The following is a 20,446-nucleotide window of genomic DNA, read 5'->3' as shown; positions in this document are numbered from 1 at the left end:
GCCCGCCGCGCCCGCCGCCCGCCCGCGTCGCCTGCTGGCCGCCACGCGCGCCCGCTGTCCCGCCGCTGCCGCCACCCACCTCGGCCCGTTCCGCTATTCCGGTGATTCCCCCGGCCCGCCCGCGCTGATCTCCCGATGAGTTGGAATTTTCCGAAATACATCGAAGAACCGGTTACTTCGTGACGATCACCCTCCCTAGGGTGTCCGGGTGAAGTTCGGAGTTCTCGGGCCGCTCACGGTGCGCACGGCCGACGGGGCACCCGTCTCCATTCGCGGCAAACGACTGCGGGCGCTGCTTTCCGTGTTGCTCTTCCACGCGGGTCGGCCCGTCCCCGCGCACCAGCTCGTGGACGCGCTGTGGGAGGGCGAGCCGCCCAAGTCGTACCTGTCCAACCTGCACACCTACGTGTCCCGGTTGCGCGACCGGCTGCCCGACCTGCGCATCGACCACACCGACGGCCTCTACACGGCCCGCGTCGATCCGGCCGACCTGGACCTGCTGGTCTTCCGCGGCCGGGTGGACGCCGCGCGGCTCGCGGTGCGGCGTGGTGAGCACGCGTTGGCCGCCGACCTCTACCGGGGCGCGCTGGAGCTGTTCCGCGACCGCCCGCTGCTCGACCTCGACGCGCCCGCCCTGGAACCGGAGATCTCGCACCTGGAGTCCACCCGCCTGCTGCTGGTGGAGGACCGGTTCGAGGCCGAGCTGAACGCCGGGCGGCACGTCGAGGTGGTGGCCGAGCTGGAGGCGCTGGTCGCCGAGCGGCCCACCCGGGAACGGCTGTGCCGCCAGCTCATGCTCGCGCTGTGCGCGGCGGGCCGGCAGGCGGACGCGCTGGCCGCCTACCGCACCACCCGGGACCGGCTGGTCGAGGCGGTCGGCGTGGAGCCGGGGCCGGCGCTGCGCCGGCTGCACCGCGAGATCCTGCGCGGCGACGTGCCCGAGCCGCCGCCGGCCGAGGCGACACCGCCCGAGTCCGCCGCGTTCCCGATCTGCCAGCTCCCGCCGGACACCGCGGACTTCAGCGGCCGGCGCGCCGAGGTCGCGCGGCTGGTCGCCGAGTTGAGCGCCCCGGACGGGCCGGTGCCGGTCGTGGTGCTCACCGGTCAGCCCGGCGCCGGCAAGACAGCGCTCGCGGTGCGGGTCGCGCACCTGCTGCGCGCCCGGTTCCCCGACGGCCAGCTGTTCCTCGACCTCAAGGGCTCCGCGGACACCCCGCGCGAGCCTGGTGACCTGCTGGCCGGCCTGCTGCGGGCGTTGCAGGCGGACGTGCCGGAGGACGTGGCGGAACGGGCCGCGGCGCTGCGGGCGGTGCTGGCCGACCGGCGGGTCCTGGTCGTGCTGGACGACGCCGCGCACGCCGGCCAGGTGCGCGCCCTGCTGCCCGGCACCGCCGGGTGCGCGGTGCTGGTGACCGCCCGCAAGCGCGTGGACGACCTGGCGGGCGCGACCCCCGTGCCGGTCGGTCCGTTCACCCCGGAGGACGCCCGGGAGCTGCTGGCGGCGGTCGCCGGGCCCGAGCGGGTCGCCGCCGAACGGGACGCCGCCGACGAGGTCGCGCGGCTGTGCGGGCACCTGCCGCTGGCGGTCCGCATCGCGGCGACCCGCCTGGCCGCCCGCGCCCACCTGGGCGTCGGGGCGTTCGCCGAACGGCTGGCCGACGAACGCGGACGCCTGGACGAGCTGTGCGTCGACGGGCGCGGCGTGCGGACGGAGCTGGCCCGCGCCCACCGGCGGCTGTGCCCGCAGGCGCGGCGGGCGGCCGAACGCCTCGCCGCGCTCGGACCCCGTGACGTGCGAGAACGCGAGTTCGGCGCGGTGGTGGCGGACGCCGCGGTGGAGGAGTTGGTGCGGTCCGGCCTGCTGCTGCCCAGGGGCCTCGACGCCGCCGGCGAGCCGCTGTACCGGCTGCCCGAGCTGTTCCGCGTCTACGCGCTCGAACCCCGCTGACAGCGCGGGAGGGCGGGGACCAGCGGCCCCCGCCCTCCCGAAGGGATCCGATCAGGTGCCGGTGCAGGCGGCCGTGGCGAACGCGCCGGACGCGGTCTTGGTGGACACCACCGCGCCGTCCACGGTGATCTTGCAGGTCACCGTGCCACCGTTCTCGCCGGCCGTGACGGTGAGCGTGCCGCCCTTGAAGACGCCCTTGTTCTCCACCTGCTTGGTCCACGGCAGCGCCGGCACGGTCTCCGACTTCGGGTCGAGCACCTCGCCGTAGAGGATCTCCACGTCGGTGGCGTCGCCGGTCACCTCGTAGTCCACCTTGGCGACCCGCTCGACCTCCTGCCGCACCTCGTCCACGGCGGCGTTGAAGATGAACACCCACGTGACGCACACGCCCAGGCCCAGCACGGACGCCACCACGCCGGCGATGGACAGGCCCTTGTTGGACGCCTTGCCCTTGCTCACCCGCGCGAGCCCGACGGCGGAGAAGATCAGACCCAGGACGACCAGGGGCCACGCGACCACCCCGATGAGCGGGACCGGCGACAACACCAGCCCCACCACCCCGAGGACGAACCCGGCGGTGCCCAGGCCGTTCCTGGGCGGCGCGGGCGCGGTCGGGGGCACGGGCGGGTAGGAGGTCTGCTGGGACATTTGTCCTTCACTTTCATTGCGAGAAACGGAATTCGCCCCGACCGCGGAATTGGTGACAACGGCTCGAAAGGCGTCGCACAGCGTGCCAAGGCCCACCACACGCGGCGCACACGCGCGGTGCACAAAGCGGTGCGCCGGGTGGTGGAACGCGCCGGGCGCCGGATCCGGCCGGTGGGTGACGAAACTGTGAGCGTCAATTTCTCGTGAGCCTTGCTAACGAACACTGGGGTAACGTCCGTGGACGTGCGCCCCGATGACTTGCAGTCGCTGACCCTGCCCGGCTCGGTGTCGGTCCAGGGCGACCTCGTCCTGGTGAACGTCGCCACCCCCGACCTCACCGCGAACGCCTACCGGGGCGGGCTCTACCGCGTGCCCCTCGACGGCTCCGGCGCGCAGCGCTGGACCTGGGCGGAACGCGACCTCGCCCCCCGCGTCTCGCCGGACGGCCGCTGGGTCGCCTTCCTGCGGTGCGCGGACAAGGGCGGCAAGCCGCAGCTGCACGTCATGCCGGCGACCGGCGGCGACGCGCGGCGGCTGACCGACCTGCCGCTGGGCGCGGGCGCGCCCGTGTGGTCACCCGATTCGGCGAAGCTCGCCTTCGTCACCCGCGTGCCCGAGGTCGGCCGCTACGGCGTGCCGATCGCCGACGGCGAAGAGCCCTGGGGCCCGGAGTCCGAGGCGCCGCGCCACATCGCGCGACTGGACTACCGCTACGACGACATCGGTTTCGTCGGCGACCGGAACCCGCGCCTGTTCACCGTCGACGTGCTCGACCCCGAGGCGAAGCCGGTCGAGCTGACCGACGGCACCTTCACCGTCGCCGAACCGGCGTGGACGGCGGACGGGTCGGCGCTGATCTTCGTGGCCGACCGCGACCTGGGCGCGGTGGAGACGCTGCACCAGGACGTCTACCGGGTGCCCGCGGGCGGCGGCGAGCCGGAGCTGTACGTGCGGTCCAAGGGCATGGTCGCGCACCCCGTGGCGGCCGGCGACGGGATCGTGTTCTACGGCAGCGAGTTCACCGGCGTGCACAGCGTGGCCCGGAACAACAGCCTGTGGCGGTACAGCGGCGGTGAGCTGACCCGCGTCACCGAGCTGGAGGGCGTGGACTGCGAGCGGGCCGCCGGCGCGCCCGTGGTGACCGACGCCGGCGTGCTGGTCGCGGTGCGCAACCGGGGCGCGGTGGAGCTGCGGCGCGTGCCCCTCGACGGCGTCGAGGTGCCGTTGGACGGGATGGAGCTGCTGGCCGGCGAGCAGGCCGAGGTCAAGTCGTTCGCCGCCGACGGCGACGTCGTCGTGGCGGTCGTGTCGCGGGCGGACAACACCGGCGAGGTCGTGCGGGTCGGCGGCGGTGAGCTGACGTCCTTCGGGTCGAGCGTGCCGGTGCGGCCGGTGGTCGAGCTGACCGGGTCCGCGTCCGACGGCTACCCGGTGCACGGCTGGCTCGTGCTGCCCGACGGCGAGGGTCCGCACCCGGTGCTGCTGGTCGTGCACGGCGGTCCGTTCATGTACCACGGGTGGGGCTTCTTCGACGAGGCGCAGGTGTACGCGGCGGCCGGGTACGCGGTCGTGCTGCCCAACCCGCGCGGGTCGGCCGGGTACGGGCAGGCGCACGGCCAGGCCGTGGTCGGCGGGTTCGGCACGGTGGACGTGGACGACGTGCTGTCGGTGCTGGACGTGGCGCTGGAGCGGCCGGACCTCGACGCCGACCGGGTCGGGGTCATGGGCGGGTCCTACGGCGGGTTCATGACGTCCTGGCTGGCGGCGCACCACGGCGAGCGGTTCCGGGCGGCGTGGAGCGAGCGCGCGGTCAACGCGTGGGACTCGTTCTCCGGGTCGTCGGACATCGGGTGGTTCTTCACCGAGGCCTACTGCGGGTCGAGCCTGGAGACGCAGCGGGCGATGTCGCCGCTGACGTACGCGGAGAAGGTGTCGATCCCGTTCATGGTGGTGCACTCGGAGCACGACTGGCGGTGCCCGTTGGAGCAGGCGCAGCGGCAGTTCGTGGCGCTGCGGCGCAACGGGGTCGAGGCGGAGATGCTGCTGTTCCCGGGCGAGGGCCACGAGCTGACCCGCTCCGGCCAACCCCGCCACCGCAAGCAGCGCTTCGACCACGTCCTCGCCTGGTGGGCCCGGCACCTGTCCTGACGCACCGGCCGCGCGGCCTGGGGTCGCCCGCGACCTCGCGGCGAGTTCCCGCGACCTTCCGGCGGCCTTCCCCAACCGGGGGAGGCCGCCGTCGCGTTGCGGAGCCGCACCGCTACGGTGTGGCGCCACGTGGTCGGGTGCGCGCGACCGAGTTCGGGGAAAGCCGGCGGAGGTGGTGGGAGTTGCGGCACGCTCACCGGATGCAGTGGACAGTGCGGGCCGCCCGGCCCGACGACGCCCCCGAGATCGCCAGGATCAACGTCGACGCCTGGCAGCACTCGTACCGGGGCATCGTCGACGACCCGGTGCTGGACCGCATGCTCCCGGAGAGCCGGCTGCCCGCCCTCACCCGCGTGCTGCGGCTCCCCGAACCCAGTCGCGTGTTCGTCGCGGTCGGCGACGACGGGCGGATCGGGGCCTACTGCGCGGTGGACGCGGTGCGCGAGTCCACCGACGCCCACCCCGACCTGCACACCGGCGAACTGGTCGCGATCTACGCCGACCCCCGCTTCCACGGCACCGGCGCGGGCCACGAGGTCCACGAGGCGGGCGTGCGGCACCTCATGGACCAGGGCTTCCGGTACGCCGTCCTGTGGGTCTTCCAGGACAACGCCCGGACCCGCGAGTTCTACGAGTCCCACGGCTGGCGCCACGACGGCCTGGTCCACCGCTACGAACTCGGCGGACAGGACCTCCCCGAAGTCCGGTACGGCCGCTTCCTCTCCATGCCCCGCCGCACGCGCGTCGCCAGGTAGCGCCTCAGCGCGCGTCCAACCAGCTCAGCAGGGCCGCGCCGGCGTCACCCGCCCGCACCGCCGCGGCCCGCGCCCACCGCTCGGCCAGGGGTTCCAGCGCGAACGCCCGTTCCAGCAGCGGGAACGCCTCGGCGGGCCGCCCGCGCACCGCCAGCCCGATGCCGGCCGACCGGAGCGCGCTCGGGTCGTCGGGAGCGCCCTCGGCCGCCGCCCGCAGCGCGGACACCGCGTCGTCCTCCGACACGCCCGGCGTCGCCGACCGGATCAGGTTGCGGTGCGCCCGCGCGACCCGCACCAGGCGGGACAGGTCGCCCACGGGGTCGCGGGAGTCGTCCACGCGCAGGTCGAACACCGGGTCGTCCCACTCGCCGTTCGACAGCGCGCCCCGCGCCGGCCCCACCACCAGCAGGGCGGCCGACTGGGGACCCCGGACGTCGCCGCCCTCCCGCTCGGCCGCCGCCAGCGCCGCCACCAACCGCTCGGGCAGCCCGCCGGACGCGGACTCGTACGCCGCGAGCATCGCGGGCCACACCGCGTCCGACGCCATCATGTTCGCCTGCACCGCGACCCCGTCGCCCAGCGCGTGCCCCGCGCGCGGGATGCAGTCCGGGCCGGTGAACGCCGCCACCCCGCCGGTCGCGTCCACCACCGCGAACTGCGCCTCCGCCACACCCGGCTGGGTCGCCAGCGCGGCCACGGCCCCCTCGGCGGTCATCCCCGACGCCACCAGGTCCAGCAGGGTCGTCCGCCACCACAGCTCCGAACCGGCCTGCGCGACCACCGCGCCCACCCCGGCCCGCGCCGCCGGCACCCGCGTGCCGATCGCCAGGACCCCGCTCTGCACGGCCACGCCGAGGCACCCCGTCGCCGGGTCGCTCGCCACGATCGAGTAAGTCATGGACTCGATCATGCCCAACGGATCAGCCGAGGAGCGTGTAGTTGAGTTCCTCGCACACCCGCGCCAGTGGCAGGTCCAGGCCCGGGTGTTCCAGCGGGAGCAGGACGTCCGGCGCCGCGGGCAGGCCCGAAGCGCCCGGCGGGTCCCACAGGCACACCGCCGGGTCGCCGGAGTCCATCGACGACCGGTACCACAGGCCGTCCAGCTCCGGGTACGCCGCGCGGATCGCCCGCGCCCATTGCTGCGTCATCGCCTTGGGGCCGGAGCTGATCTCCTGCGACGCGCCCACCCGCGTCGGCCACAGGCCCGCCAGGTCCAGCAGCCGCAGGGTCCTGCGCGGGCGCAGCACCACCAGGAACGGGCTGCGCGTGCGCCGGTCCACCACCGACGTCGCCTGGAACACCTCGGCGACGCTGGTCCGCACGGACAGCCCGAAGTACAGGACGCCCTGGTCGTGCGCGTGCGTCGGCGAGCCGTCCGGCGCGGGCGGCTGGGTGTCGAAGCGCGCGTGCGGCAGCGGGCCGGTGTAGCGGAAGCTGTTCCAGCGCTGCGGGTGCAGGCCCTTGGCCGTGAAGATGCGTACCAGGCGCGTCGCGCGGTGCACCGCCACCACGTCCTCGGTGCGGCGCAGGTTCGCCTGGAGCACGGCAGGAGCGGGCGGCTGGGGGAGCCGTGACATGGAGGTCCCGTCGGGAGGCGGCTGCTTACGCGGGCGTGCCCAGTTGGGCGGCCTGCTCGGTGACGCGGCGCGGGTCGCCGCCGGCGAGCAGCCAGTCCCGCGGCGACGTGGGCTCGCCCTCGACCAGGAGGTCCTCCTGCTCGGTGGTCATGAACCCGGCCACGACCAGCGCGGGCAGGTCGGTCGGGACGGCGGCCAGCACGGCCTCCAGACCGGGCAGCACCCCGCCGCCCGCGAACTGCCACGCGGGCAGCCGCCAGGAGCCGCGGTCCTTCCAGCCGACCAGCCGGCCCACGCCGAGCCGGTGCCGGATGCGGCTGGTGTCCACGCCCAGCTGCCGGGCCGCCTCGGCGACGGTCAGCGCCGAGTCCCGCAGCACCGCGTGCGCCACGACGGTGCGGGCGCGCGGTTGGTCGTCGCCCGCGTGGTGCGGGCTCAGGTCGAGGCCGACGTCGGTCAGCGCGTCGCGCTGGTCGGGGGTGAAGTAGCCCGCGGGGTCGGGGTGCGGCGGGGCGAGCCGCTTGGCGGCGTCCGCGACGAGCGACAGGAACTCGTCGGGCGTGACCTGCAGACCTGCCTTGGCCAAAACCGCCTCCAGCGCGGGACTCATGCGCACAGGGTATCCCGTGCGTGCGCTTTTGTGCGCAAGGATTCCCCGAATGTCCCAAGGCCTCGACTGTGCGCGCACACCTCGCGACTCTACGTAAACGCGCGAGGTCGGGCATGGTGACCTCGGCCTCACCGGGGTGGTGGATACGATGCGGCCGGTTGACTTACCCCGGGGGTGTTCAGGTGGCGGTACCGGTGCGCACGGACAAGCGTGCGCTGGGCCTGTGGTTGCTGGTGATGGCCGCGGCCCTCGCCGTCGTGCTCGTCCGCTCGGGCACCGGCCTGATCGACCTGCGGGTGTACCGGGTCGGCGGGCGGGCGTGGCTGGAGGGCGTGCGCCTGTACGCGGAGGGCTTCCCCAAGCCCCTCGACGGGCCCGCGCTGCCGTTCACCTACCCGCCGATCGCCGCGTTCCTGTTCAGCCTGCTCGCGCTGGTGCCGTGGCCGGCGGCGGTCCTGGTGTGGACGGTCGTCGGGTTGGGCCTGCTCACCGCCGTGTGCGTGGTGACCGCGCAGCACCTGCACGGGCGCGTCGAGAAGGCCGTGATGCTCGGGCTGGCCTTCGCGTCCGGGTCGCTGCTGCTGGAGCCGGTGCGCGCCACCCTGGACTTCGGCCAGATCAACCTGCTGCTGATGGGCCTGGTCGCCCTGGACTGCCTGCTGCCCAAGACCAGGTGGCCGCGCGGCCTGCTGATCGGGTTCGCGGCGGCGATCAAGCTGACCCCGGCGGTGTTCGTCCTGTTCTTCCTGCCGCGCAAGCGGATCCGGCCGGTGGTGACGGCGTTCCTGTCGTTCGTCGGGTTCGGCCTGGTCGGGTTCGCGGTCGCGCCGACCGACACCAAGCAGTACTGGCTGGAGTCGCTGCTGGACCCGGGCCGCGTCGGCGGGCTGGCCTACGTGGGCAACCAGTCGCTGCGCGGCGTCGTGCACCGGCTCGGGTTCACCGGGTTCACGGAGACCGCGGTGTGGGGGCTGCTGAGCCTGGCCGTGGTGGTGCTGGTGTGGTTCGCGGTGCGGCGGGCGCAGGACGACGTGTCGGCGCTGCTGGCGGTCGCGGTCGGCGGGTTGCTGGTGTCGCCGGTGTCCTGGTCGCACCACTGGGTGTGGGTCGTGCCGGGGCTGTTGCTGCTGGTCACCGTGTCGCGGCTGGGGGCGGGCCTGCTGTCGGCGCTGTTCCTGGTGGCCCCGATGTGGCGGCTGCCGCACGAGAAGGACCTGGAGCTGACGTGGAGCTGGTGGCAGCACGTCGTCGGCAACGCGTACGTGTGGGTGGGGCTCGTCGTGCTGGTGCTGCTGGTCCGCCGCCCGGTGCCGCGCCGCGAGCCCGCCGTCGAGCCCGCCGTCGCCGACTGAACCGCCCCCGCCGGCGGCTCAGCCGCCGGTGATGAGGGCGACGGCGCGGTCCCGGGTCGCCTCGTCCACCTCGGCCACCGCGAAGCCGCGGTCCACGATGTGGCGGATCAGGGCGGGCTCCGGCGGCAGGCCGTGCTTGCGCAGGTAGTGCGGCACCGCGCCGGCCCAGATCCAGGTCCCGTCGGTGCGGAAGTTCAGCGGCACGTCCTGCTCGCCCGGCGCGAACTCGTCCACGTCCAGGTTCCGCGCGGCCAGCACGACCGGCGCGGCCTCCAGGTACGCCAGGAGCGCCTCGCGCAGTTGCGGGTCCACGGTCTGCCGGTTCACCACGGGCCGGCCGGCGTCGTCGCGGCCGTCGTAGACGTGCGCGGTGCGCAGCTCGCCCGGCGGCACGACCTCCACGCGCGGCGGGAGGCCGACGCGCTGCCGCAGCCAGTCCGGGATGCGGTCGTCGGCGCGCGGGAAGGTCCGCAGCTCGTCCTGGAAGCCGATGACCGGCGGGGCGTTGCGCCAGCGCGGCTCGTCCTCGGCGTCGAAGTCGACGGAGAACGTGCCCGGCTGCTCGATCTCGTAGACCGCGGACAGCCACGTGCCCCGGTCCGCCTGGTACATCCCGGCGCGCAACTGCCCGAAGAGCTGCACGACGTCCATCGGCGGGCGCACCGGTCGCCACTGGCCGTCGGGGCCGGCGAACGCGAGGTCCACCTCGATGTGCCGGCCGGCGGCCCGGTACTCGGCCCGCACCCGCTGCCAGCCCGGCGGGAGCGCGGGCAGCATCGCGCGGCCGATCTGCCGGACGAGCTGCTGCTGCTCCTGCTCGGACAGCGGTGTGGCTGGCTGGCTCATGCGTCGAACACCCCTTCGGCTCCCCCCGCACAGTGCGCGCCGATCTTAACGTTCATGAACGGGCGCCGTGGTCCGGTTGGGTGAGCCGGTCAGCCCGAGGTCTTGAAGCTGTCGCCGATGGAGTCCTCCATCTCGCGGTACTGCTCGACGGTGTTCTTGACCTCGCGGCCGGACGCCTCCATGGCCTCGACGGCCTCGCCGAGCGCGTCCAGGCCCCACTGCTCCACCGGGTCGAGCATCATGCGGAACGGCTGGCAGATGATGCCGTAGGCGTCGGTGGGCATGCTCACGGTGCGGGCCGCGTCGATCGCGGTCTGGATGCGCGAGCTGAGGTCGGCCAGCTCCTTGCCGTGCGCGTCGAGCGTGTCCGAGACGATCTCGTAGCCGGTCATGCTTCATCCCCCGATCAGGTGGTTCAGCGCAGGAAGGACTGGCCGCCGAAGTCGTCGTCCTCGTCCTGGGCGCGCGGCGGGCGGCGGGTGGGCTGGGGCGGCGGCGGGGCGGCGTGGCGCGGTCCGGGCGGCGGCTGCTCGTCGTCCTCGATGCCGAACCGGATCTCCTGGGCGCGCTGCGGCGCGGCCGGCGGGTCGTCCGAGGGCGGCGCCGGGAAGTTCTTCTTGGCCTCGTTGAACAGGACGTTCGCGGTCTCGTCCTGCGTGCCGATGGTCTCGGCCATCGCCTGCTGGAGCAGCTCCGGGATGCGCGACTGCGCCCGTTGCAGGGTGCGCATGATCTCGCCGGCGACCTCGGCCATCCGCTTGGCGCCCGCGGCCTCGGAGATCTCCAGGTGCTGCAGGATGCCGTTGGACCCGATGGTGAGCCGGACCTGGCCGTCCTTGGACGCCTCGGAGATCGACAGCCCCTGCACGCGGGTGGCCATCTCCTGGTAGCGGTCGGCCTTCTCCTGGATGCTCGCCTGCCACTGCTGGAGCATCCGCTCCGAGCCGCCGATGTCCTCGGGCACTGCCTCTTCCCCCTTGTGTGTCTCTGGTCTGTCGACGCGCCGGCGGGCGATCCGGTTCCCCGGACCGCCCGCCACGTGCTCAGTTCACGCCGAGCAGGTCCACCACGAAGATCAACGTCTCACCCGGCTTGATGACCCCGCCCGCGCCGCGGTCGCCGTAGCCCAGGTGCGGCGGGATGACGAGCTTGCGCCGGCCGCCGACCTTCATCCCGGCCACACCGCGGTCCCAGCCCGCGATGACCCGGCCGCCGCCGAGCGGGAAGCTGAAGGCCTCGTCGCGGTCCCAGGAGGCGTCGAACTGCTCGCCGGTGGAGTGGGACACGCCGACGTAGTGCACGTGCACGAGCTGACCCGGCTGGGCCTCGGGCCCATCGCCGACGGTGATGTCCTCGACCACCAGGTCCGCGGGCACGGGCCCGTCGTGCGGCTCGACCACGGGCTTGGTCATGACGTTCTCCTAGCGATTGGAATCGTTGCCACCCGAGTCAACCACGCCCGCCCCGGACGCGAAGCACACCACCCCGCCGGCGGGCTGTGCCGCTGGGTCGACGGGCTGTGCGTCACCAGCAACGGTTGCGCTGCCGGTCGCAGCCGCACGTGTTGCCGACCGCCGGGGGCAGGGCCGCCGTGTCGGCCTCAGCCGCATCGCCGCCGCACTCCGCTGTGCCGTATCCCCGCGCCGCGCCCCAGCGTTCACGGGCCCCGGTTGTCGGGGTGAAGAAGCGCGCAACGCATCCGGGCCCCTCCTCCGTCCTGGGGACATGACGCGATGGAGTTGGGGTAGGCGGGTGGCCTTGGTCGGTGGGGCCGCGTTGGTGGTGGGGGTTGCCGCGGCTTCCGCTGTGCCCTCCGTCTTCGACGTGCAGCGCACCGGACCCGTCGAGAACATGCCGGTCGAACTGGTCGCCTTCGACACCTGCGGCGCGGCGTTGGACGGGTTGCGCAGTGCGGCCAAGCCGCACGTCGGCGTCTACGGGTTCGGCAACAAGGGGTTCCTGTTCGCCGAAGGGGACGTCCAGTCCGCCGACGCCCGCCAGGCCGCCCCGCCCGAGACCCAGACCCAGCAGGGCAAGGAGCACTCCACCACCAACGTCCACGAGCAGGGCGTGGACGAGCCCGACCTCGTCAAGACCGACGGCAACCGGGTCGTCAGCGTCGTGGACGGCAAGCTGCGGGTGGTCGACGTCGCCTCCCGCGCGCTCACCGGCACGCTCGACCTCCCCGCCGGGTTCGCCTCCCAGCTGCTCGTGCGCGGCGACCGCGCGCTGGTCGTCGCGGGGTCCACCATGGTGCTGGAGCGCGGCATCGTGGACCCCGGGTTCGCGCCCGAGCAGGGCTCCACGATCACCCTGGTCGACCTCAAGGAGACCAAGGTCATCGGCTCCCTCACCGTCAACGGCCGCTACCTCGACGCCCGGCGGATCGGGGACGTCGTCCGCGTCGTCGTGCACTCCGGCCCGCGCCTGCCCTGGGTCTACCCGGACGGCACCCGGTCCGAGGCCGAAGCGCTCATCCGCAACCGCGAGATCGCCGCCACCGCACCGCTGGAAGCCTGGCTGCCCCGGTACGAACTGACCGAGAACAACACCAAGACCAGCGGCACCCTCGTCGCCTGCGAGCGCGTCAGCCACCCCGAGACCCACTCGGGCACCTCGATGCTCTCCGTCCTGACCTTCGACTTCCCCGGCGACCTGGGCACCGGCGACGCGGTCTCGATCCTCGCCGACGGCGACACCGTCTACGCCACCGACAAGTCCCTCTACGTCGCCGACGACCACCACCTGGCCCCCGACCAGAACCGCCGGGCCCCCGGCGTCACGGCGATCCACCAGTTCGACATCGCGCAGCCGGGACCGCCCAAGCACGTCGCGTCCGGCCAGGTCACCGGCAGCCCGCTGAACCAGTACTCGCTGTCCGAGCACGACGGCCACCTGCGCATCGCCACGACCGCCAACAACGCCGCCGGCATCCCCGAACAGCCACCCGCCACCCAAAGCGCCGTCAGCGTCCTCAAGAAGGACGGCGCCACCCTCAAAGAGGTCGGCAAGGTGGACGGCCTCGGCATCGGCGAACGCATCTACAGCGTCCGCTTCGTCGGCCCGGTCGGCTACGTCGTGACCTTCCGCCAGACCGACCCGCTCTACACCCTCGACCTGTCCGACCCGGCCAAGCCGCGCAAGGTCGGCGAGCTGAAGATCACCGGCTACTCCTCCTACCTGCACCCGGCCGGCGACGGCAGGTTGATCGGCGTCGGGCAGGAAGCCGACGACCAGGGCCGCGTCCAGGGCACGCAGGTGTCGCTGTTCGACGTCTCCGACGCCGCCAACCCGAAGAAGGTCGCCGGGCACCACCTGCCGGGCGGCCACTCCGAGGTCGAGTTCGACCCGCACGCCTTCCTGCACTGGAAGGACCTGGTGGTCGTCCCGGTCATGACCTACGCGACCCGGGAGAAGCCGGTCGAGCCGCCGACCAGCGGCGTCCTCGTGCTCCGCCTGCAGGGCGGCGCGTTCACCGAGGTCGGCACGGTCCGGCAGCAGGCCGCCGCGGGTTACGACGGCGTGCGGCGGGCGTTCGTGGTGGGTGACGACCTGTGGACGGCGTCCACGGCGGGTCTCCAGGTCAGCAGGCTGGACGGGCTGGCCCAGCAGGCCTGGATCCCGTTCACCTGACCTTCTGGTCCAGGGTCCCGGTGAGCAGGCGGTGCGCGAGGACCGTGCCGCCCGCCATCGCCGCCGGGAACACCACCAGCGCGGCCAACGGGACCAGGCACAGCAGGTAGGTCGGCACGGCGAAGCCGAGCGTCACCGCGCGCCGGCTGCGCAGCACCCGCCGCCGCACGTCCAGCTTCAGCCCGCGCCGGGTGAACGGGATGCCGGTCAACTCGATGCCGAGCAGGGTCGCGTTGACGCACACGGCGATCACCGGCACCACGGTCTGCCCCACGACGGGGATGAACCCGGCCGCGAACAACGGGATGGCGCACAGGACCGCCAGCCCCACCAGGAAGACCGCGTCCCGGATGCCGACACCCGCCGCCCGCGCCCAGCTCACCTTCTGCGACTCGGGCACGCCACCCAGGTGCTCGTCCTCGATCGTCTCCGCGATGTGCTCGTAGAACGGCCCGCCGATGATCAGCGTGATCGCCGAGAACAGCAGCAGCCCCACGGCCAGGAACGCGCCGATGATCGACGCGCCCGCCACGACCCGGGTCGCCGTGCGCAGCGACTCGGTCCAGTCGTCGGCGAACGGCGTCGCCCAGGCGGCGATGTCGTCGATCCACACGCCCAGCGCGATGACGCTGCCGAGCAGCAGCACCGTCGTGACCAGGGCCGGGATCGCGCCGATGAGCAGCAGCCGGGGCGAGCGGAACACGAGTCCGAAGCCCTTGGCCAGCAGTCCGACACCAGTGGAGAAGTCGCGCAGCACCCTGATCACCGGCGGAGCATAACCGCCGCGCCTACGCCACCGGGGCCTGCTTGCGCGACATCAGGCGGTCCAGCCACCACGCGCCCGCCGCCAGCGCCAGGAACAGCACCGCGACCGCCGTGCAGTTGAGCAGCACCCGGCCGTGACCGAGCACGGTCACGTTGACGAACGGGTACGGGTACCAGTCGATGACCGCGCCCCGGACGAGCGTGAACGCCAGCCACGCCAACGGGAACACCACCGACCACCCGATGACCCGCGCGCTGATCGCCCCGCGGGGCCCGAACGCCAACCACCCGATCACGCACAGCACGGGGGACATGGTGTGCAGGAGGAAGTCCGCGAACGCCGCCGCGCCGGTCAGCTCCCGCAGGCCTTTGAGGACGGTGTGGAACACGACACCGGTCACGGTGATCGCCAGCACGCCGTCCAGCCGCAACGCCCGGAACAGCGTCGAGGGCCGGTCGGGGTCGGCCGCCAGCAGCGCGTTCGTCACCAGCACCAGGACGTTGGACTGGATCGTGAAGAAGCAGAACAGGGTGAACAGCCGCGGCCCGAGGTCGGGGAAGCGGCCCGCGGTGTCGCCGGCGGTCACCACGACCTGCACCACCAGACCGACCAGCGCCACCAACGCCGTGAAGCCGAACCACCCGCGCCGAACGTCCATGATCGCGCACGTTACCCGCGGGTAAGCCGGTGCGCCCGGTCGAGCAGGTACTCCCGCTCCGGCACGCTCGCCGTGGCCCGCGCCGCCGCCCGGTACAGCTCCACGGCGGTCGCGTGGTCGCCGGTCAGCTCCACCAGGTGCGCCCGCACGGCCGCCAACCGGTGGTGGTGGGCCAACCGCGAGTCGTCCAGCCGCGCCAGCAACGCGAGCCCGGCGTGCGGCCCGTCGGCCATCGCGACCGCCACGGCCCGGTTGAGCCGGACCACCGGACCGGGCGACAGGCGCTCCAGCAGCTCGTAGAGCCCGGCGATCTGCACCCAGTCCGTGTCCTCGGCCCGCGCGGCCTCGTCGTGCAGGGCCGCGATCGCCGCCTGCACCTGGTACGGCCCCACCACCCCGTCCCGCAGCGCCGACTCGACCAGCGCCACGCCCTCGGCGATGCGCCCGGCGTCCCACCGCGACCGGTCCTGCTCGCGCAGCGGCACCAACCGCCCGCCCTCCTCCCGGGCCTCGCGGCGCGCGTCCACCAGCAGCATCAACGCCAACAGCCCGGTCACCTCGGCGTTGCCGGGCGCCAGCCGGTGCAGTTGGCGGGTCAACCGGATCGCCTCGCCGGTCAGCGCCGCCCGGTGCACCTCCGCGCCCGAACTGGCCGCGTACCCCTCGTTGAACACCAGGTAGAGGACTTCGAGCACGGTGTCCATCCGGCCCGCGAACTCCTCCGGCGGCGGCGGGGTGAACCGCAGGCCGCCGGTGGCGACCTGGCGCTTGGCCCGGGTGATGCGCTGCGCCATGGTCCGCTCGGGCACCAGGAACGCCCGCGCGATCTCCTCCGTGGTCAACCCGCCCACCGCGCGCAACGTCAACGCCACCCGCGCCGGCCGCGCCAACGCCGGGTGGCAGCACAGGAACAGCAGCGTCAGCTCGTCGGAGTCGTCGACCTCGACCGGTCGCAGCAGGTCCGCCGCCTCGGCCTCCTTGGCGCACCGCGTCGCCTCGCGCCGCCGCCAGTCCAGGTACCGGCGCGACGCCACCCGCACCAGCCAGCCCCGCGGGTTGTCCGGCACCCCTTCCGCGGGCCACCGCACCGCCGCCGCCAGCAACGCCTCCTGCACGGCGTCCTCCGCGGCCCCGAAGTCGGCGCCGTAGCGGAGCACCGCCGTGAGGGCCTGCGGCGCGAGTTCGCGCAACAGGCCCGCGACGCGCGCGCTCAAGACTCCAGACCGCCCAGGTCCATGCACGCCCGCACCTCGACGGCGTTGTACCGGGCGTCCGGGATGCGTTGCGCCAGCTCGATCGCCCGCTCCTCGGACTCCACGTCGACCACGTAGTACCCGGCGAGGACCTCCTTGGACTCGGCGAACGGGCCGTCGGTCACCTCGACCCGCCCGTCGCGCACCCGCACGGTCCGGGTGCCGTTCACGTCGGCCAGCGGCTCGCCGGACACGTACTCGCCGGACTCCACGATCTCCCGCGTGAGCGCGAAGTACTCGGCCATCACCGCGTCCTGTTCGGACCGCGGCAGCACCGCCCGGTTGGCCGGGTTGGTCTGGATCAGCAGCAGGTACTTCATCTCGACTCCTCGATCGCCGTGGTGCCTACGAGGAGAACGTCGAACGGCGACCCCGCCGCGCGACACACCTCAGGAGACTTTTTCCGCCAGGTCGCGGAGATCCCTGCGGAGGTTGCGCAGCACGAACCAGCCCATCACCGGGTCCAGCGCCCGGAACCGTCCACCCCGGACCCGGATCGACGCGGCCGTCCCCCCGGGAGCGGGTTCGAACCGGTAGGTGACGTGCATGGGGAACGGCCCGGCCACCGACCGCATGTCCAGCAGCAGCGGCGGTTCGTGCGCCTCGACGCGGAGCACGTAGTCGATCCGCCGCCCGAGGAAGTGGGCGGTCCGGGTGACCTCGGCCCCGACGCCGAACCCGCCGTCCGGCGCGGGCGCGGTCAGTTCGGCGCGCTTGATCCCCTGTGTCCACTCGTGGTCGTGCCGCCAGTCCATGGCGTACGCGGCCACCTGCTCCGGCGGGCGGGCGATGGTGCGCCGAGCGGTGACGTCCATCGGGCAATCGTCCACCCGCACGGCGTCGTGCGCCCGAAAAAGCACCCGCTCCGCGCCGGGGGGTCGGCGCGGAGCGGGTGGTGTCGGGGTTTCAGCGGCGGCGGCGGAACGAGAAGGCCCGGGCGCCGACGCCCACGCCCGCCAGGTGCAGGGCCACGCACAGCAGGCCGGCCATCAGCAGGGTGCCGCCGTCGATGACGGAGCCCAGCGAGGCGTTCGCCAGGTCGAGCAGGAGGGCGAGACCGAAGATGACCGCGGCGATGATCGCGAACACGGGAGCCTCCTTGGGGAGTCGTTGACCGTCGTCTACCCAGCCGGAAGCCCTGCGAAGCAGGCGTTCGGAGCAATTTCCCCGCTACCGCGGTCCACTCCGCAGGTGGGGTGTGCCGGAGCCGCCGGCTCGCGCCCACGCCACCAGCCCGGCCACGTCCACGCCGTGCGGCGGGGCGTCCCGGTACGGCTCGATGTTGCGGGCGCCCCGCTCCACCAGCGACCGCGCGCCGCGGGCGTTGCCGCGGGCCGCGTGGGTCAGGCCGACCGCCAACTGGGCCAGGCCCCGCCACAGCTCGCGCTCCGGCTCGGGCGCGGCCTTCCACGCGTCCTCCAGCACTTCGTGCGCGTGGAACGGTTTGCCGTCGTCCAGGAGCCGCTGCGCCTCGGTCAGCGACTCCCGCGGCGTGCGCGGCACCCCCTCGGGTTGGCGTTCGACGCCGGGAGCGCCGTGGGGCAGGGGACGGCCCAGGCCGTCACGCGGGCGGGCGTTGCGGGCCCGGCCCGCGTCGTCGCGGTCGCGCGGACTGCCGGTCATGGGCTTGATCGTGGCACGGCCGGCGGTCCACGCGCACCCGTCAGCCCTTCTGGCCGGTGGAGAACCGGATCGCGTTGCCCGAAGGGTCGCGGAACGCGCAGTCCCGCACGCCGTAGGGCTGGTCGATGGGCTCCTGCACGACCTCCGCGCCCGCCGCGCGGATCCGCTCGAACGTGGCGTCCACGTCGTCCACCTCGAAGATCACCCCGTCCAGCGCGCCCTTGGCGAGCAGTTCCCGAACGGTCACGGCGTCCTCGGGCGAGCGGGCCATGATCGGGTTGCACAGCGCGATCTGGACGTCCGGCTGCTCGGGCGGGGTGAGGGTGAGCCACCGCCACTCGCCCATGTCGGCGTCGACGCACGGCTTGAGGCCGATGACGTCCCGGTAGAACGCGAGGGCGGCGTCCTGGTCGTGCACCTGGATGAAAGTGTGCGAGAGCTTCATGGGCGAAACGCTAACGCCGCAGGTCAGGGCCGTGCTTCTCGAAATCTGCTCGGGCGGTCGGCGTGCTTGGCCCAGCAGCTCGGGACGGCGGCGGTGAGCGAGTGGTCGCGTGCCCGGTAGGCGCTGGGCGACTCGCCGACCAGCTCGGTGAACCGCGTGCTGAACGACCCGAGCGAGGTGCAGCCGACCGCCATGCAGACGTCCGTGACCGACATGTCCCCGCGCCGCAGCAGCGCCTTCGCGCGTTCGATGCGCCGGGTCATCAGGTAGTTGTACGGCGTCTCCCCGTAGGCGGCTTTGAACTGCCTGGAGAAGTGCGAAGTGGACATCAGCGCGGCACGCGCCATGGCGGGCACGTCCAGCGGCCGGGCGTACTCGCGGTCCATGAGGTCCTTCGCGCGCCGAAGGTGTGCGAGCTCCTCCGGGGTCACAAGAGCAGCATCCCACGCCCATACTGGCGGTTGTGTCCGAACCGCACTGGGTTCTGCATGTGGACCTCGACCAGTTCATCGCGGCGGTCGAGGTGGCCCGTCGGCCCGAGCTGAAGGGCCGGCCGGTGGTCGTCGGCGGCAACGGCGACCCGACCGAGCGCGCCGTCGTGGCGACCGCGTCCTACGAGGCCCGGGAGTTCGGCGTGCACTCGGGGATGCCGCTGAAGGTGGCGGTGCGCAAGTGCCCGGACGCCGTGTTCCTGCCCTCCGACCCGCCCGCCTACGAGGCGGTGTCCGAGCGGGTGATGGACGTGCTGCGGGAACTGCCCGCGGTGGTCGAGGTGATCGGCTGGGACGAGGCGTTCCTGGGCGTGCGCACCGACGACCCGGAGGGGTTCGCGGCGCACACCCGCGAGGTCGTGCTGGCCGAGACCGGCCTGTCGTGCTCGGTCGGGATCGGCGACAACCGGCTGCGCGCCAAGACCGCCACCGGGTTCGCCAAGCCCGCCGGGATCTACCGCCTGACCCAGGACAACTGGGTCGAGGTGATGGCCGCGCGGCCGGTGACGGCGTTGCGCGGGATCGGGTCGCGGACCGGCAAGAAGCTCGCCGAACTGGGCATCGCCCGGGTCGAGGACCTGGCCCGCGCCGACCCGGCGGACCTGGCGGCGAGGTTCGGTCCGGCGATGGGGCCGTACTACCACCGCCTGGCGCTGGGCGCGGGCGACACCGAGGTCAGCGCCACCCCGTGGGAGCCGCGCTCGCGCAGCCGGGAGACCACGTTCCAGCAGGACCTGACCTCGCGCGAGGAGATCCGCGAACAGGTGGCGGCGCTGGCCCGGCGGGTGGTCGAGGACGTGCGGGAGGACGGCCGTCCGGTGGTGCGGGTGGTGGTGAAGGTCCGGTTCGCGCCGTTCTTCACCTACACCCGCGGGGTCGCCCTGGAGGCGGCCACCCTCGACGCCGCCCCGGTCGAACGGGCGGCGCTGGCCGCGTGGGAGCGGTTCACCGACGACCGGCCGGTGCGGCTGCTCGGGGTGCGGGCGGAGTTCGCCAGGTGAGGCCGAGCGAGCGGACCAAGTCGTCCAGCTCGGCCTCGTAGAGCTTGCCCGGCTGGGTGGTCTGGGCGCGCAGCCGGCCGTAGACCTCCAGCGTGACCAGGCCGTGCATGCGGCCCCACACGCGCAGGGCCAGCGCGACGGCGGCCGGCGGCAGGTCGGGGTGCTCGGCGCGCAGGTCCTCGGTGACGTGCGGGTCGAAGTCCTCCCACCGGTGGTCGCCGTGGGACTGGGTGGCGGCGGCGGTCGGCCAGGCGGCGACGACCAGCTCGGTGAGGTCGGCGCAGGCGCGCTTCTCCGGCTCGAAGCCGTCCTCGGGCGGCTGGTAGCCCGGCACCGGGTCGCCGTAGATCAGCCGGAACCCCTCGGGGTTGGCCAGCGACCAGGCGCGGAACGCGTGCGCCCAGGCCAGCAGGCGGGCGGCGGGGCCGTGGGCGGCGTCGCGGGCGGCCTCGGCCTGGCGGACCAGGTCGCCGTAGACCTCGGCGATCAGGGTGGTGACGAGGTCGTCGCGGGTGGGGTAGTAGCCGTAGATCGCGTTGGCGGTCATGCCCATCTCGCGGGCGATGGCGCGCAGCGAGATCGCGTCCGGGCCGCCTTCGGCCATGAGCTTGAGCGCGGTCGCGCGGATCTCGGCGGACGTCTCGGCGCGCAGCCGCGCCCGCCTGCTCGGCACCTCGACAGCCATGTTGACA

The 20,446-nt window shown here is 73.6% G+C and carries 24 protein-coding genes; 6 read left to right on the top strand and 18 right to left on the bottom strand.

From position 1 onward, the window contains the following. Positions 1-208: 208 nt before the first annotated feature. A complete protein-coding gene (locus AB0A74_RS19005; RefSeq protein ID WP_358251053.1) occupies positions 209-1,948 on the top strand; it encodes a BTAD domain-containing putative transcriptional regulator in 1,740 nt (579 codons plus the stop codon). Positions 1,949-1,999: 51 nt separating this feature from the next. Here the strand turns inward: AB0A74_RS19005 and AB0A74_RS19000 are convergent, their stop codons facing one another. Further along, positions 2,000-2,596, bottom strand: coding sequence for an MmpS family transport accessory protein (locus AB0A74_RS19000; RefSeq protein ID WP_358251051.1), 597 nt, complete (start codon positions 2,594-2,596; stop codon positions 2,000-2,002). A gap of 243 nt (positions 2,597-2,839) precedes the next feature. Here AB0A74_RS19000 and AB0A74_RS18995 point away from each other — a divergent pair, with 243 nt between their 5' ends. Both AB0A74_RS18995 and AB0A74_RS18990 read left to right on the top strand, forming a co-directional pair. Beyond that, a complete protein-coding gene (locus AB0A74_RS18995) occupies positions 2,840-4,744 on the top strand; it encodes a S9 family peptidase (protein WP_358251049.1) in 1,905 nt (634 codons plus the stop codon). A gap of 200 nt (positions 4,745-4,944) precedes the next feature. Beyond that, positions 4,945-5,499, top strand: coding sequence for a GNAT family N-acetyltransferase (locus AB0A74_RS18990; protein WP_358251047.1), 555 nt, complete (start codon positions 4,945-4,947; stop codon positions 5,497-5,499). Between the two features lie 4 nt (positions 5,500-5,503). Here AB0A74_RS18990 and AB0A74_RS18985 read toward each other — a convergent pair whose 3' ends face one another. From AB0A74_RS18985 to AB0A74_RS18975, 3 genes are read right to left on the bottom strand one after another with little or no spacing between them, the layout of a single operon-like run. Further along, positions 5,504-6,397: a DUF1028 domain-containing protein gene (locus tag AB0A74_RS18985; RefSeq protein ID WP_358251045.1), complete on the bottom strand. Its 894-nt coding sequence runs from the start codon at positions 6,395-6,397 to the stop codon at positions 5,504-5,506. Positions 6,398-6,419: 22 nt separating this feature from the next. Further along, the gene (locus AB0A74_RS18980) at positions 6,420-7,076 is read right to left on the bottom strand and encodes an RES family NAD+ phosphorylase (RefSeq protein ID WP_358251043.1); all 657 of its coding nucleotides are present in this window, start codon (positions 7,074-7,076) and stop codon (positions 6,420-6,422) included. A gap of 25 nt (positions 7,077-7,101) precedes the next feature. Then, positions 7,102-7,686, bottom strand: a complete 585-nt coding sequence (locus AB0A74_RS18975; protein ID WP_343934301.1) for a DNA-binding protein — start codon at positions 7,684-7,686, stop codon at positions 7,102-7,104. Positions 7,687-7,868: 182 nt separating this feature from the next. Here AB0A74_RS18975 and AB0A74_RS18970 point away from each other — a divergent pair, with 182 nt between their 5' ends. Continuing rightward, positions 7,869-9,038: a glycosyltransferase 87 family protein gene (locus AB0A74_RS18970; RefSeq protein ID WP_358251041.1), complete on the top strand. Its 1,170-nt coding sequence runs from the start codon at positions 7,869-7,871 to the stop codon at positions 9,036-9,038. Positions 9,039-9,056: 18 nt separating this feature from the next. Here AB0A74_RS18970 and AB0A74_RS18965 read toward each other — a convergent pair whose 3' ends face one another. The 4 genes from AB0A74_RS18965 to AB0A74_RS18950 form a co-directional block, all read right to left on the bottom strand. Continuing rightward, on the bottom strand, positions 9,057-9,884 hold the full coding sequence (locus AB0A74_RS18965; RefSeq protein ID WP_358251039.1) for a hypothetical protein: 828 nt from the start codon (positions 9,882-9,884) through the stop codon (positions 9,057-9,059). 89 nt (positions 9,885-9,973) lie between these two features. Further along, complete coding sequence (locus AB0A74_RS18960) at positions 9,974-10,276, bottom strand: type VII secretion target (RefSeq protein WP_358251038.1); 303 nt, start codon at positions 10,274-10,276, stop codon at positions 9,974-9,976. A gap of 23 nt (positions 10,277-10,299) precedes the next feature. Continuing rightward, on the bottom strand, positions 10,300-10,848 hold the full coding sequence (locus AB0A74_RS18955) for a YbaB/EbfC family nucleoid-associated protein (protein ID WP_358251036.1): 549 nt from the start codon (positions 10,846-10,848) through the stop codon (positions 10,300-10,302). Positions 10,849-10,927: 79 nt separating this feature from the next. After that, the gene (locus AB0A74_RS18950; protein ID WP_358251034.1) at positions 10,928-11,296 is read right to left on the bottom strand and encodes an FKBP-type peptidyl-prolyl cis-trans isomerase; all 369 of its coding nucleotides are present in this window, start codon (positions 11,294-11,296) and stop codon (positions 10,928-10,930) included. A 394-nt stretch (positions 11,297-11,690) separates the two neighbouring features. On the opposite strand from AB0A74_RS18950, the gene AB0A74_RS18945 reads away from it, so the two are divergent. Next, positions 11,691-13,517, top strand: coding sequence for a beta-propeller domain-containing protein (locus tag AB0A74_RS18945; protein ID WP_358251032.1), 1,827 nt, complete (start codon positions 11,691-11,693; stop codon positions 13,515-13,517). On the opposite strand, the gene AB0A74_RS18940 is transcribed toward AB0A74_RS18945, so the two are convergent. The 9 genes from AB0A74_RS18940 to AB0A74_RS18900 all read right to left on the bottom strand — a co-directional run bounded on the left by AB0A74_RS18940 (position 13,510) and on the right by AB0A74_RS18900 (position 18,648). Continuing rightward, complete coding sequence (locus AB0A74_RS18940) at positions 13,510-14,274, bottom strand: EI24 domain-containing protein (RefSeq protein ID WP_358251059.1); 765 nt, start codon at positions 14,272-14,274, stop codon at positions 13,510-13,512. The genes AB0A74_RS18945 and AB0A74_RS18940 overlap by 8 nt on opposite strands. Positions 14,275-14,305: 31 nt before the next feature. Continuing rightward, positions 14,306-14,941: a Pr6Pr family membrane protein gene (locus AB0A74_RS18935; RefSeq protein WP_358251030.1), complete on the bottom strand. Its 636-nt coding sequence runs from the start codon at positions 14,939-14,941 to the stop codon at positions 14,306-14,308. Positions 14,942-14,952: 11 nt separating this feature from the next. Further along, entirely contained in the window at positions 14,953-16,155 is a 1,203-nt protein-coding gene (locus AB0A74_RS18930; RefSeq protein ID WP_358251028.1) for a sigma-70 family RNA polymerase sigma factor, read from the bottom strand. Next, positions 16,152-16,514 (bottom strand): YciI family protein, encoded by a 363-nt coding sequence (locus AB0A74_RS18925; RefSeq protein WP_358251026.1) that lies wholly within the window; start codon positions 16,512-16,514, stop codon positions 16,152-16,154. Before AB0A74_RS18925 ends, AB0A74_RS18930 begins: the two co-directional genes overlap by 4 nt. 69 nt (positions 16,515-16,583) lie before the next feature. Continuing rightward, positions 16,584-17,009, bottom strand: coding sequence for an SRPBCC family protein (locus AB0A74_RS18920; protein WP_358251024.1), 426 nt, complete (start codon positions 17,007-17,009; stop codon positions 16,584-16,586). Positions 17,010-17,100: 91 nt separating this feature from the next. Beyond that, complete coding sequence (locus AB0A74_RS18915; protein ID WP_121227225.1) at positions 17,101-17,283, bottom strand: hypothetical protein; 183 nt, start codon at positions 17,281-17,283, stop codon at positions 17,101-17,103. Between the two features lie 81 nt (positions 17,284-17,364). Next, positions 17,365-17,817 carry a DUF309 domain-containing protein gene (locus tag AB0A74_RS18910; protein WP_358251021.1) on the bottom strand — a complete coding sequence of 151 codons (453 nt, stop codon included), beginning with the start codon at positions 17,815-17,817 and terminating at the stop codon, positions 17,365-17,367. Between the two features lie 40 nt (positions 17,818-17,857). Then, complete coding sequence (locus AB0A74_RS18905; protein WP_358251020.1) at positions 17,858-18,262, bottom strand: VOC family protein; 405 nt, start codon at positions 18,260-18,262, stop codon at positions 17,858-17,860. 23 nt (positions 18,263-18,285) lie between these two features. Continuing rightward, positions 18,286-18,648, bottom strand: a complete 363-nt coding sequence (locus AB0A74_RS18900; protein WP_358251018.1) for a helix-turn-helix transcriptional regulator — start codon at positions 18,646-18,648, stop codon at positions 18,286-18,288. 77 nt (positions 18,649-18,725) lie between these two features. Here AB0A74_RS18900 and AB0A74_RS18895 point away from each other — a divergent pair, with 77 nt between their 5' ends. Further along, positions 18,726-19,754 (top strand): DNA polymerase IV, encoded by a 1,029-nt coding sequence (locus tag AB0A74_RS18895; protein ID WP_358251016.1) that lies wholly within the window; start codon positions 18,726-18,728, stop codon positions 19,752-19,754. Here AB0A74_RS18895 and AB0A74_RS18890 read toward each other — a convergent pair. Beyond that, on the bottom strand, positions 19,699-20,439 hold the full coding sequence (locus AB0A74_RS18890) for a TetR/AcrR family transcriptional regulator (protein WP_358251015.1): 741 nt from the start codon (positions 20,437-20,439) through the stop codon (positions 19,699-19,701). The genes AB0A74_RS18895 and AB0A74_RS18890 overlap by 56 nt on opposite strands. Positions 20,440-20,446 lie beyond the last annotated feature (7 nt).

The organism is Saccharothrix sp. NPDC042600, from assembly GCF_040647305.1.
Taxonomy (GTDB): Bacteria; Actinomycetota; Actinomycetes; order Mycobacteriales; family Pseudonocardiaceae; genus Actinosynnema; species Actinosynnema mutabilis.
Note: the sequence above shows the minus strand (reverse complement) of the source record. Positions and strands in the feature narration are given on the sequence as shown.